This is a genomic window from Bifidobacterium merycicum DSM 6492 (assembly GCF_900129045.1).
Lineage (GTDB): Bacteria > Actinomycetota > Actinomycetes > Actinomycetales > Bifidobacteriaceae > Bifidobacterium > Bifidobacterium merycicum.
On the sequence record NZ_FQTX01000009.1, the window covers coordinates 22,470 to 36,186 of the forward strand.

A 13,717-nucleotide genomic window follows, 5' to 3' on the forward strand; every position below is an offset into this window, starting at 1 on the left:
CGGTAAGCCGGGCAACGGCAAGCAATCCAACGTCGAAGCGCCGCACGGCAGTCCGAAAGGCATGGACAAAGCGGCACCCGGCACCACCAAACGCATCTTCGGATACATCTTCCAATACAAGTGGCATGTCGCCATCGTCGTACTGTGCATTCTCGTCGGCGCGGCGGCACAAGCCGGAGCCGCACTGTTCCTGCAAGCACTGATCGACGACTACATCCTGCCCATGGTCGGCGTGAAGAACCCCGACTGGGCGCCATTGCTACGCGCACTGACCCTCATGGGATGCCTTTACGCCGCCGGCACCTTCTGCAGCTGGCTATGGCAGTGGCTCATCGTCACCGTCGAACAAGGCACCCTCAAGAAGATCCGCGACGACATGTTCGCCCACCAGCAGACCCTGCCGATCCGCTACTTCGACACCAACGAACACGGCGACATCATGAGCCGCTACACCAACGACACCGACACCCTGCGCCAGGCCATCAGCCAATCCTTCCCGCAGATGTTCTCCTCCGCGATCTCCGCGCTCGCGGCGCTCGTCTCCATGCTGTGGCTGTCCGTGCCGGTGACCATATTCGTGCTCGTCTTCGCCGCGATCCTCTTCGCCGTCGTACGCGCCATTGTCTCCCGCTCCGGCCGCTACTTCGTCAAGCAGCAGATGTGGATCGGCGACGTGAACGCCTTCGTCGAGGAATCCGTCAACGGCCAGAAGGTCATTAAGGTCTTCAACCACGAGGACGCCACCCAGAACACCTTCGACGAGAAGAACGAGGAACTGTTCAAAGCATCCGCCGAAGCGAACACCTGGGGCAACGTCACCATGCCGGTCGTAGGCAACATGGGGTACATCCTGTACATCCTGCTCGCCATCGTCGGCGGATGCATGGCGCTCGCCGGCGTCGGCAACTTCGGCCTCTCCGGCGCGGGCACACTCACGCTCGGCACCCTCATCTCACTGCTGACCCTGTCCCGCTCCTTCGTCAACCCGCTCGGCCAGGTCTCCATGCAGTTCAACATGGTGATGATGGCGCTCGCCGGTGCATCCCGCATCTTCCAGCTGATGGACGAGAAGCCCGAGGATGACGGCGGCACCGTCACGCTCGTCAACGTCGAACTCAGTGAGGACGGGCGCACCATGACCGAAGTCGATCACGAGACCGGCCATTGGGCGTGGAAGCGCGAGGAGAGCGACGACGGCAGCCGTTCGCTCAAGGCCGCGCAATCCCTGAGCCCGAAGGCCGCGGAAGTAGCGCGGAAGGCGAAGGAAGAAGCCATCACCTCGCCGGACGGTCGTCTGACCTTGCTGCGCGGCGACGTGCGCTTCACCGACGTGACCTTTGGCTACAACCCTGACAAGCCGGTGCTGCACGACATCACCTGGTTCGCCAAGCCCGGCCAGAAGATCGCGCTCGTCGGCGCGACCGGCGCGGGAAAGACCACGGTGACCAACCTCATCAACCGGTTCTACGACATTCAGGAAGGCATGATCCTGTACGACGGCATCTCCGTCAATGGCATCCGCAAGCCTGACCTGCGCCATTCGCTCGGCATCGTGTTGCAGGACGTAAACCTGTTCACCGGAACCGTGATGGACAACATCCGCTACGGCAGGCTCGACGCCACCGACGAGGAGTGCATCGCCGCCGCGAAACTCACCAACGCGGACAGCTTCATCCGCATGCTGTCCAACGGCTACCAGACCGTGCTCGAAGGTGACGGTTCCGGACTTTCGCAAGGCCAACGCCAGCTGATCTCCATCGCGCGTGCCGCGGTGGCCGATCCGCCCGCGATGATCCTCGACGAGGCGACTTCGTCCATCGACACCCGCACCGAGGAAGTGGTGCAGGCCGGCATGGACAACCTCATGAAGGGACGCACCGTGTTCGTGATCGCGCACCGCCTGTCCACCGTGCGCAACTCCGACGTGATCATGGTGCTCGACCACGGCCGCATCATCGAACGCGGCTCGCATGACGAGCTCATCGCGCAGAAGGGCGAATACTACCAGCTGTACACGGGAGCCGTGGAGCTGGAGTAAGCCGGTTTCGGTATGTCTCCGGTTCGGATGAGCTGGTTCGGATGAGTTGGTTCGGATGAGTTGGTTCGGATGAGCCGAAACGAAAACAGGGGGCTGCGATCCATATGGGTCGCAGCCCCCTGCCGCATATGTCTCAGTTTATTTGCTCCGGATTCGTAATGAAATCCATCGTGTTTCCGAGGGCTCAGGGAATAGGCAGACCGCCGCTCAGCAACGGTCGTAGGAGAAGCTGCGGATGCGATCCAAGCATTCCACGCTCTCCGGCAGCCATGGCATGCCGATCACGAACACATGACCCAACGACTCATGACGCTTCGGCTTCGGATCGAACAATTCGAAATCAGCGCCCTTACGAGACAAGGCGCATGCCAACGCAAGATTATCGGCCTCCAGGAAATCGTCAGCGCACGTCGTGATGAACAACGGCGGAAAATCAACATTGGCCACCAAACCTTCAACCGTCATGAACTTCGGATCGGCATCCTCAAGCCCCGCGAAGAACTCCACGCCAAGCATTTCCTCGAGGCGCTTACGGTCGGCCGGATCATACATGCCGCAAGCCTCACCGGCTCCGGCTACCCCGGCCCCGGCCACCCGGTCCGCGGAAGCAAGACTATACGTGCCGCACACCGGAGCCGCACCCGCAAAACCGATACCCGACGGCTCATCAACGCCGAACGTCGCCGCAGCCTCCGCATTATTCTCAATCGCAAGCGTCAACATCGTCAACGCGCCACCCGCCGAATCACCCGTCAAAAACACCGCGCTCGGATCAACCGGATAATCCGCCAAATGCGCCTTGATCCACCGCAACGCCGCCTGCACGTCAGCCAACTGTCCACGCAAATCAGTCTGCGGCGCCGGACGATAATTCAACGAAAACACCGCAAACCCACGATCGGCCAAATGCACGTTGAAATTACGGTTCAACTCCTTATATCCATACGTGAACCCGCCACCATGAATATCGACATACACCGGCAACGTCTTACCGCCACGCAACACCGCATCATGCGGCAGATACACATCCAGCAAATGACCACGGCACTGCCCCGCAGCCTTGTCATACCCGCCATCCGGCAGATACGCAATATCCGCAAACGTATCAATGCCCTCAGGCGTATGCCACAACGCGGAACGCGGCGTATCACACAGGATCGAACCATAACGCATCGCCCTCATCCCAGCGGCACGCTCCGGGGAAACACCGGCCAGATCGCCATCCGTCTCCGTCCACGCCTCCGCATTGCGCAACATCTCCTCCGAAACATACGGGACCGCGGCGCTCGCGTTCGTTTCGTTCGTTTCGTTGGATTCTGTGTTTTGGGTCTGATTCTGATCGTTCATCGTCGTCCTCTCATCCTTACCGCGTTGTATGGGGCATTTGCAGTCTACCGCCCATCCGTGGGAACATGCGGGAGCCTGCGGGAACATGCGGGAACCTGCGGGAACCTGCGGGGGAGGGGAGTGTCCGATACGTGCGAAACCTCCGTATCTCGTTCGCCCGCCGTGGTACAGTTGGTCGCTGAAAACGCGAAAGCACAAAGGCGATGATCCGTCATCAGCGGGGAGCTTTCGGAAGAACAGCGTGAGCGCGAGCCGAACGGCGAACGTCCATACTCAGTAGAACCGACGGGATCGGCCCGACATAGCCGAGCATCAAGCGGTCGTGCCGCGATGTTGCATGCGAGCTGCAAGGCAAAAGGGCAGTGCGTGCAAGGTCGATGCGCGGCAAGCGAGGTGGTACCGCGGTTGGTCGGGAATCCGGCCGATCGTCCTCGTACGTATACCAATGAAGTGATAAGTGACGAGGAGCATACGGTGAGCGAAACCACCAATCATGTGTATCCGAAGGCGGCTGCCGGCGAGCAGAGCGCCAACGTCGCACCGAACCCCAGCTTCCCCAAGCTGGAGGAATCGGTGCTCGACTACTGGGATAAGGACGACACCTTCCAGAAGTCCATCGATCGCAGGCCTTCCGGCGATCACAGCCAGAACGAGTTCGTCTTCTTCGACGGCCCGCCGTTCGCGAACGGTCTGCCGCACTACGGCCACCTGCTGACCGGCTACGCCAAGGATGTCATCCCGCGCTACCAGACCATGAAGGGCCACAGAGTCAACCGCGTGTTCGGCTGGGATACCCACGGTCTGCCCGCCGAGCTGGAAGCCCAGAAGGAGCTTGGCATCGACTCCGTCGACCAGGTCAAGGAAATGGGCATCGACAAGTTTAACGATGCCTGCCGTGCCTCCGTGCTGAAGTACACCAACGAGTGGAAGGATTACGTCCACCGTCAGGCTCGCTGGGTTGACTTCGAGCATGGCTACAAGACTCTGAACATTCCGTACATGGAATCCGTGATGTGGGCGTTCAAGCAGCTGTACGACAAGGGCTTGGCGTACCAGGGATACCGTGTGCTGCCGTACTGTCCGAAGGATCAGACGCCGCTGAGTGCGCACGAGCTGCGCATGGATGCGGACGTGTACCAGGATCGTCAGGACACCACCGTGTCTGTGGCCGTCAAGCTGCGTGACGAGGAGGACGCCTACGCAGTGTTCTGGACCACCACCCCGTGGACTGTCCCGACCAACTTCGCCATCGTGGTCGGCGCGGACATCGACTATGTGGAGGTGCGCCCGACCGAAGGCAGGTTCGCGGGCAAGAAGTTCTACCTCGGCAAGCCGCTGCTCGGCTCCTACGAGAAGGAACTCGGCGAGAACTACGAGATCGTGCGCGAGCTCAAAGGTTCCGAAATGGAAGGCTGGCGCTACTACCCGGTGTTCCCGTACTTCGCCGGTGATGAGAACGCCGTGGAAGGCAAGGTGCCGGGCCCGGAAGGTTACCAGATCTTCACCGCCGATTACGTCGACACCGTTGAAGGTACCGGCCTCGTGCATCAGGCTCCTTACGGTGAGGACGATATGAACACGCTCAACGCCAAGGGCATCAAGAGCGTGGACGTGCTTGACGCGGGCTGCAAGTTCACGTCGCTGTGCCCGGATTATGAGGGCATGTACGTGTTCGACGCGAACAAGCCGATCCTGCGCAACCTGCGTGCCGGCGACGGCCCGCTGGCCCGCGTGCCCGAAGAGCAGCGTGCCATCCTCTTCCAGGAGAAGAGCTACGTGCACTCCTACCCGCACTGCTGGCGTTGCGCCACGCCGCTCATCTACAAGCCGGTGAGCTCCTGGTTCGTTTCCGTGACCAAGATCAAGGATCGTCTGCTGGAACTCAACCAGCAGATCAACTGGATTCCGGACAACGTGAAGGATGGCCAGTTCGGCAAGTGGCTCGCCAACGCACGTGACTGGTCCATTTCCCGTAACCGTTTCTGGGGTTCCCCGATTCCGGTGTGGGTGTCCGACGATCCGAAGTACCCGCGCGTGGACGTGTACGGTTCGCTGGAGGAGCTGAAGGCCGACTTCGGCGACTACCCGCGCGACCATGATGGCAATGTCAACATGCACCGCCCGTACATTGATGATCTGACGCGCGTCAACCCGGACGATCCGACCGGCAAGAGCCACATGCACCGCATCAGCGACGTGATGGACTGCTGGTTCGAATCCGGTTCCATGAGCTTCGCCCAGTACCATTACCCGTTCGAGAACAAGGAAACCTTCGAACAGCACTTCCCGTGCGATTACATTGTGGAATACATCGGCCAGACCCGTGGCTGGTTCTACGTGCAGCACGTCATGGCGACCGCCCTGTTCGACAAGCCGGCGTTCAAGAACGTGATCTGCCACGGCATCGTGCTCGGCTCCGATGGCCAGAAGATGTCGAAGCATCTGCGCAACTACCCGGATGTGAACGGTGTGTTCAACGATTTCGGTTCCGACGCCATGCGCTGGTTCCTCATGAGCTCGCCGATCCTGCGCGGCGGCAACCTGATCGTGACCGCGGATGGTATTCGCGACACCGTGCGCCAGGTCATGCTGCCGGTGTGGAGCTCCTACTACTTCTTCACCCTGTACGCGAACGCCGCCGGGTATGATGCCCGTATGCTGCGTGCCGACGAAGTGGCGAAGCTGCCGGAAATGGACCGCTACCTGCTGGCCCGTCTGCGTCGCCTGGTCGAACAGACCCAGCAGTCGTTGGACAATTTCTACATTTCCGACGCGTGCGATGCGGTGTCCGACTTCATCGACGTGCTGACCAACTGGTACATCCGCAACACCCGTGAACGTTTCGGTGCGGGTGACGAGAACGCGTTCAATACGCTGTACACCGTGCTTGAAACCTTCATGCGCGTACTGGCCCCGCTGGCTCCGATGGAAGCCGAAGCCGTGTGGCGTGGTCTGACCGGTGGCGAATCCGTGCATCTGGCCGACTGGCCGTTCCTGAAGGATGAGCAGACCGGCGAAACCACCGAACCGGGCGCCGTGCTGCAGGATGACGCCGCGCTGGTGGCCGCGATGGAGAAGGTGCGTGAGGTTGTTTCCGGCACGCTTTCCATGCGTAAGGCCAAGCAGATTCGCGTGCGTCAGCCGCTCGCCAAGCTGACCGTGGTGGTTGAGGACCCGCAGGCCGTGGCCGCGTACACCGATATTCTGAAGTCCGAACTGAACGTGAAGGACGTTGAATTCTGCACGTTGGAGGATGCCGGTTCCCAGGGCCTGAAGATCGTGAACGAGCTGCGCGTGAACGCGCGTGTGGCCGGCAAGCGTCTGCGTAAGGACGTGCAGTTCGCGATCAAGGCGTCCAAGAGCGGTGCGTGGCATGTTAATGCGGACGGTGCGCCGGTGTGCGAGACGCCGAACGGTGAGATCGCGCTTGAGAAAGGCGAATACGAGCTGATCAACCGTGTGGAGGAGGAGAACGCGCATGAGGCCGCGAACTCCGTTTCCGCCGCGCTGCCGACCGGTGGTTTCGTGATCCTCGACACCGAGCTCAACGACGATCTGCTGGCCGAAGGCTACGCCCGCGACGTGATCCGCGCCGTGCAGGAAGCCCGTAAGGCCGCCGGCCTGGAAATCTCCGACCGCATCACGCTGAAGGTGACCGTGCCTGCGGACGATGTGGCCAAGGTCGAACAGTTCAAGGACCTCGTGGCACACGACACCTCGTCCGACAGCGTAAGCGTCGAAGCCGGCGCCGAGCTGAGCGTGGAGGTCGCGAAGGCCTGAAGTGGTTGGCTGGGTGGCTAGCCGACTAGCCAGCTGATTTTGGGTGGTTTTGTGTGGTTTTGCGCTGCCCAAGTCAAGCCGGCCTGCCGGAACTCTGCCGAAGCATTGTGTTGATGCTTCGCTGATTCGCGTGAGGGGCTGTTCATTCTTTGCGAATGGGCAGCCCCTCGTTGCGTTTGAAAAAATGTCCGAAATTCTTTGTCAACAAATGTGTACAAAGAGATAGTGAAAAGGCTCCAATTGTTGCGATACGTTAAAACCCAGAAGAATCTTAAAAAGTCAATGAGAGAATACTGCTATTTCCTGTAATAGACTTGAGGGCAAATTAGAGTTCTACGTCAATGGAGTATTATGAGCCGGAAGAATATCGTTGAAGATTACGCCATCTCGCTGGATATAGGCAATGCTTCTGTTGGTTGGGTGGCGTTCACTCCTAATTATCGTCTTGTTCGCGCGAAGGGGCACGAACTTATTGGCGCAAGACTGTTCGAACCTGCTTCCACGGCGGAAGAGCGCAGAATGGCACGAACCACTCGTAGACGTTACTCCCGTCGTCGTTGGCGTCTACGTATGCTCGATTCGATGTTTGACCAGGCGTTGTCCGAGGTGGATCCGTCTTTCCTGATGCGAAGGAAGTATTCTTGGGTTCACCCCGAAGATAAGAATAATGAAGCTCATTGGTTCGGTGGCGTCCTGTTTGACTCGAATGAGCAGGATAAACGTTTTTACGAGAAATACCCGACTATCTACCATCTGCGTAAGAGTCTGATGGAAGATGATGAGCGTCATGATATCCGAGAGGTGTACCTCGCCATCCATCACATGATGAAATACCGTGGCAATTTCCTCACGGAAGGGGAATTGGCCCCTTCTTCGGTTTTCGATGTCGAGGATTTTCTCAAGTTGCTCACGGAAATTCTGCAATATGCTGATGAAGGCGAAACTGACGAGGATCTGGAGCTGCAAGCGGATGCGAATGGGCTGACGGAAGCGCTGTGCACGACCAAAGGCTCTCGCTCCATACGTGCTAAGAATGCAATCTCCATTCTCAAGGAAGGTGCCGCATTATCGAAGCGCCAAGAGGCTATCATTAGCGCAGTGTTTGCCGGTCTTGAAGGCAACAAGCTTGATTTGACGAAGGTGTTTCCTAATAAGGAATACACTCCGGAAGACAAGAAAACGCTCGCGCTCTATTTCAACAAGGCCGATTATGACGAGAAGCGTGTCGCAATCGGTGATTCTGGTCTGCTGGAAGATAATGAATGCGATTTTCTGGACTGTATTCGGCGACAGTACAGTGCCATCGCTCTGAAACAGTTGCTGGGAGATTTCACAAGCATTTCTGAGTCGATGTGCGCGAGATATGAACAGCATCAACGGAATTGGGACTTGATCAAGCGCTATTGCCGCGAGGAATCCAATGCAGAAAATATCAACAAGAACTACGGCGCTCTCGTAGGCTGGGAAATCGTTGGAGGACAGCGAAGAAGCATTCGCGGTGCAAAGGATTATGAGAACAAGCGCAAAGCAGCCAACAAGTTCTTTGAGGAGCTGATTAAAGGTTCTGCTTTGCCTGATCAGGAGAAAGAAAGACTTCTCCACGACATCGAAAACGATGAGTTGTTCCCTGTCCAAAGGGACTCTGGCAATGGCGTGATTCCCTACCAGCTTCATCTGAACGAGTTGAAGAAAATCATCCAAAAACAGGGACGGTATTATCCCTTCCTTCTGGAGACCTATATCAAAGATGGTAAGGAAGTCAATAAGCTAGAAGGTTTGCTTGCTTTCCGCGTGCCTTATTATGTTGGTCCGCTGGTATCGCGTGATGACATGCAGTCGTCCGATAATAGGGAAAACCATTGGATGATTCGCAGGAAGAAGGGCGTGATTACGCCTTGGAACTTTGACGAGATGGTCGACAAGGATAAGTCGGGACACGAATTCATTAAGAGCTTGGTAGGCACGGACAGTTACCTGCTTGGCGAGACGACGTTGCCAAAGAATTCCCTGCTGTACCAGGAATTCGAAGTTCTTAACGAGTTGAACAATGTCCGTCTGTCTATTCGTACAGGCAACCATTGGGCTGATAAGCGGCGCGTGAGACTCGGCCACAATGAGAAGAAACTGTTGCTTGAAGAACTTTTTGCCAAACAAGCAACGGTCACCAAGAAGGCTGCTGAAAATCTGTTGCGCAGAACATATGGGAACACCTATGAGATTTCCGGCTTGGCTGACGAGAAGAAATTCGTCAGCTCCCTGTCTTCGTATGGGAAGATGTGCCGCACGCTCAAAGCCTCCTATGTGAATAGTCATAAGGATGTCGTTGAGAAGATTATTGAGTTGCAGACGGTGTTTGAAGATAAAAAGACTTTGAAACATCAGCTGCAGCTGCTTGGCGAGCTGGCGGAAACCAATTGCGAGCTACTCTCCAATACGCATTACACAGGATGGGGCAAGCTGTCAAGAAAGCTTCTTACCTCGAAGGTAGTTGTTTGCAAGATCGGGAATGATTTCGCTCCTGCAAAACACAGCATTATCGAGATAATGCGGGAAACCGACCGTAATTTCATGGAGATCATCACCGACAAGGATCTTGGCGTCGGGGAGTGGATTAACCAGCAGAACGTTGGCGCCGAAGATGGGAACTCCTATCAGGATATAATCGATGACCTGCGTGTTTCGCCTAAGGTCAAGAGAGGTATTAATCAGGCGATTCGAGTCATTGATGATATCTCGAAGGCAGTAGGCAAGGAACCGTCGCGGATTTTCCTGGAACTCGCGGGAGATGTCCAGCAAAGCGCCCGAACGGTATCTCGAAAGAGCCGTTTGCAGGGGTTGTACAAGAGTGCTGGATTGCAGAAGGAGTTCCGGGACCTCGCCGAATCATTGAACGAGTGCAGTGATAATGATTTGCGAGACGATAGGCTGTTCCTGTACTACACGCAGCTTGGTAAAGATATGTATACCGGAGAACCCCTGAATCTTGACAGGCTCTCTTCGGATTACGATATCGATCACATCATCCCACAAGCCGTGACTCAGAATGATTCTCTGGATAATCGAGTTTTGGTAGCTCGCGTGGCAAACGCGAGAAAGACGGACTCTTTCCAGTATCTGCCCGAAATCGCGAACCGTATGAGGAATTTCTGGCAGGAGCTGTTGGACGCTGGTCTGATTAGTCGTGTTAAGTTCGACAGACTGAACCGTCAGAATGATTTCTCCTCCCACGAGAAGGAGCGTTTCGTCCAGCGCTCGCTGGTGGAGACTCGTCAGATTATGAAGAACGTCGCCACCATCATGCGTAAGCGTTATGGAAACAGCGCTGCGGTAATCGGTTTGAATTCCGAGCTAACGAAGGAGATGCGTCAATATCTTGGTTTCTCTCATAAGAATCGTGACATTAACGACTATCACCATGCACAGGATGCGCTATGCCTCGGTATTGCGGGCCAGTTCGCCGTTAATAGGGGCTTCTTCGCTAATGGTATGGTTTCCGATGGGGCAGTGAATTCCTACAATCTGTATCTGCAGGATTACCTGCGCGGATACAGGGAGAAAATGAGTGCTGGGGAGCGCAGAAGAAATAAAGCGTTTGGCTTTATTGTTGGTTCGATGAATTCCCAGGATTCAGACAAGCGTATCAATCCTAAGACGGGAGAGATTGCTTGGGATGATGAAGATAAAGTATATCTTCGCAAGGTGATGAATTACCGTAAGATGCTCATCACTCAGAAGGTGGGTGATAGCTTTGGCGCGTTGTATAACGAGACCCGTTACGGAACTTCAGCGAAGGAAGGTGTCAATGGCATCCCCTTCGATAAGCACAAGCAGGATACTGCTTTGTATGGCGGCTTTTCGAGCGCGAAGACGGTCTACGTCGTTCTGATTGAAGCGAAGAAGAAAACACGTCTAGTGAATATCACGATGCAGGAATACGCCGAGTTGGGAGATCATCCTTCCGACGATGCACTGAGAGCGGTTCTGGCTAAGAAAAAGCCGGAATATGGGAAGGCGCGCATTCTGCTACGTCACATTCCTCCGATGCAGCTGATTCGTTATGGTGGGGCCTTGGTTACGGTCAAGTCTGCCACTGAGCTGAATAATGCTCAGCAGCTATGGCTTCCATATAAGGAATATTGTCTGTTCGATGATGTGATAAGTTCTGCGATCGATGTGGATGAAGCGCGGCTTTGCCAGATGCTTGACGTGATTTTGGATGCCATACAGAAGTATTACCCGAAGCAGCGTTTTGACGAGACTGGCTTGTCTGCTTTCCACAATGCTTTCAACGAGGTTTCTGCGGAAGACAAGAAGAGAATTGTCGGGGAAATGGTAGGAATGCTGCATGCTGATGCAAAGAATGCGAACTTGAAAGCTCTTGGAATGAGTGGGAGGTGGGGACGCATGAGTAATCAGTCAGGATATACTTTTGCTGATTCTGACGAGTTCATCTTCCAGTCGCCGTCTGGGCTGTTTGAGAAGAGAATCAGTGTTGGCGAGTTGAAGAAGAGGAGAGCGAGATAAGAAAGAGGGGCTCCCGGCGCTGCCGGGAGCCCCATGGCCATAAGGCCAGGTCTAAAACCTTCTGAAGCTTGACCCAAGGGTCTTGCTTTATTTCAATATATGCCTATCAGGTCAAGGACCTAGACACCTTGGACTGCGACCAAACAATCCTTTATAAGAATAGCACAATGGAGTGAGTATGGCGTGGCGGAATGTTGTGATTACCAAACATTGCAAGATCTCGACAAAATTAAAATTGTTGGTGGTCCAGACGGATGATGACGTTTACCAGTTTCCTCTTGATGATTTGGGTACTGTGATGATTTCCACGACTCAAGCGGTTGTGACGGCTAATGCGATGGCGAATCTATTGAAACGTGATGTCAAAGTCATCTTTTGTGACGAAAAGCATCTTCCGATTGGGGAGACGAATCCATATGAGACTGAATCGAGTCGTCGCTCATGCATTATTCAGCAGATGTGTTGGTCGGAGGATCGTAGGAATATCCTATGGCAGCGTATTGTTCAAGAGAAAATCGCTCATCAAATGCAGGTGCTGGAGAGGTGGTGTCCTTGTTCTGACGCGGAGAAAATCGGCGCACTTGCTGCAGATGTTAAGTCTGGAGATTCTGATAACCGTGAGGCTGTTGCTGCACATATGTATTTCCCGAGGTTGTTTACGTACGAATTCGTTAGATCTGACGATGACAATCAGATAAATGGACTACTGGACTACGGTTATGCGATTCTTATGTCAGAAGTGGCTAGAAAAATAGCTGAAATAGGCTATCTTACGGAATTCGGTATTCATCATGATAGCGAGAGAAATCCTTTCAATTTGGCGTGCGATTTTATGGAGCCCTTCCGCCCGTTTGTTGATCAGGAAGTGTTCAAGCTTAGCGGCAGGTCTCTTGAAAGCGAAGTTAAAGAAGAACTCATCAAGTTGATGAGGACTGATCTGCCTCAATATGGGACAACAATTACGCAATTAATCAATGTATTCGTTCGTGATTCATTACGGTATCTGGCGGGGGAGGGCTGCCTTCCTGAATTGGGGTTTTGGCGGTGCGATACAGAGTCATGAGAGTCATAGTGTTTTTCGATCTTCCGATGAAGACGCCTAGTGAGCGCAAAGAATATGCGTCTTTTCGGAAGAATCTTATTCAGGAGGGTTTCCTGATGGTTCAGGAATCCGTATATGTGAGAATTGCTACTACTCGAGAATCGGCTCGCTTTCTGGAAAATCGTGTTGCGAGTTTTGTGCCGAGTGCTGGTCTGGTTCAATCGTTGATTGTTACTGAGAAACAGTATGCGTCCATTAGATTTCTGTTGGGAAGAGGAAAGAGCGATGTTCGGGATTCGGATGACAGGACGGTGATTATATGATTGACAGTATTGTTTTCTATCCCTTGGATTCCGTGTCGCTGGAACCAGGTCTTAACGTAATCGCATGCGAGCTTCCAAGTGTGCTGTACAAATTCGTGCAAGGTCTTCGAGGTGAAGATGATGATGTTGTTCTTACGGAATGTGATAAAGAGGTTTTGACGGCGAAGAAGGTGCTATTCGTAGGTGATTGCGCGGGAGTACTAGATTATGATGCTTTGTTTCAAAAGGCTGCACTTAAGAAGTTAAATGACGGATTTAATCCTGAAGAATTGAGTAGATTATTGTTGTTGCAAACTGAGATAAAGTCGATTATTCAAGAAGAAATATGGAGAGAGGATTTGCCTCTGAGTATTCTTGATGAAGTTGACATAAAGTCAATGATAGCAATGGCTAAACCGCGTGTTGATACCAGTTCTCTGGGCTCTCTTTATGATAAAATTCAACTGGTAGTTGATACTGCCGGCGCTCTTGCCGAGAGCAGGATGCTTGTGATGCTTCATATAACTCAATATTGTGATAACGACCAATTACTTTATTTGCATCGAGAATTATTAAGACACCATATGCAGCTTCTTGACCTAGAATGCTGCGACAAAAAAGTCCTTTTGACAGAAGGAAGAAGCGAGTATATCGATGGAGACTATGTTCAGTTCTCATAGAACG

General features: G+C 54.3%; 7 protein-coding genes. 6 read left to right on the forward strand and 1 reads right to left on the reverse strand.

Annotated features, from left to right (window positions below; genetic code table 11):
- The first annotated feature begins 61 nt into the window (after positions 1-61).
- Positions 62-2,038, forward strand: coding sequence for an ABC transporter ATP-binding protein (locus tag BUB29_RS09280; RefSeq protein WP_033522202.1), 1,977 nt, complete (start codon positions 62-64; stop codon positions 2,036-2,038).
- Between the two features lie 207 nt (positions 2,039-2,245).
- Here the strand turns inward: BUB29_RS09280 and BUB29_RS09285 are convergent, their stop codons facing one another.
- Positions 2,246-3,385, reverse strand: coding sequence for an alpha/beta hydrolase (locus tag BUB29_RS09285; RefSeq protein WP_051914983.1), 1,140 nt, complete (start codon positions 3,383-3,385; stop codon positions 2,246-2,248).
- Positions 3,386-3,859: 474 nt separating this feature from the next.
- Here BUB29_RS09285 and ileS point away from each other — a divergent pair, with 474 nt between their 5' ends.
- The 5 genes from ileS to csn2 all read left to right on the forward strand — a co-directional run bounded on the left by ileS (position 3,860) and on the right by csn2 (position 13,713).
- The gene (ileS, locus tag BUB29_RS09290; RefSeq protein WP_033522172.1) at positions 3,860-7,165 is read left to right on the forward strand and encodes a mupirocin-resistant isoleucine--tRNA ligase; all 3,306 of its coding nucleotides are present in this window, start codon (positions 3,860-3,862) and stop codon (positions 7,163-7,165) included.
- Positions 7,166-7,516: 351 nt separating this feature from the next.
- Positions 7,517-11,689, forward strand: a complete 4,173-nt coding sequence (gene cas9 / locus BUB29_RS09295) for a type II CRISPR RNA-guided endonuclease Cas9 (protein ID WP_033522170.1) — start codon at positions 7,517-7,519, stop codon at positions 11,687-11,689.
- A 178-nt stretch (positions 11,690-11,867) separates the two neighbouring features.
- Complete coding sequence (cas1, locus tag BUB29_RS09300) at positions 11,868-12,752, forward strand: type II CRISPR-associated endonuclease Cas1 (protein ID WP_033522168.1); 885 nt, start codon at positions 11,868-11,870, stop codon at positions 12,750-12,752.
- A 26-nt stretch (positions 12,753-12,778) separates the two neighbouring features.
- A complete protein-coding gene (gene cas2 / locus BUB29_RS09305) occupies positions 12,779-13,054 on the forward strand; it encodes a CRISPR-associated endonuclease Cas2 (RefSeq protein ID WP_234945728.1) in 276 nt (91 codons plus the stop codon).
- Positions 13,051-13,713, forward strand: coding sequence for a type II-A CRISPR-associated protein Csn2 (gene csn2 / locus BUB29_RS09310; protein WP_033522164.1), 663 nt, complete (start codon positions 13,051-13,053; stop codon positions 13,711-13,713). Before cas2 ends, csn2 begins: the two co-directional genes overlap by 4 nt.
- Positions 13,714-13,717 lie beyond the last annotated feature (4 nt).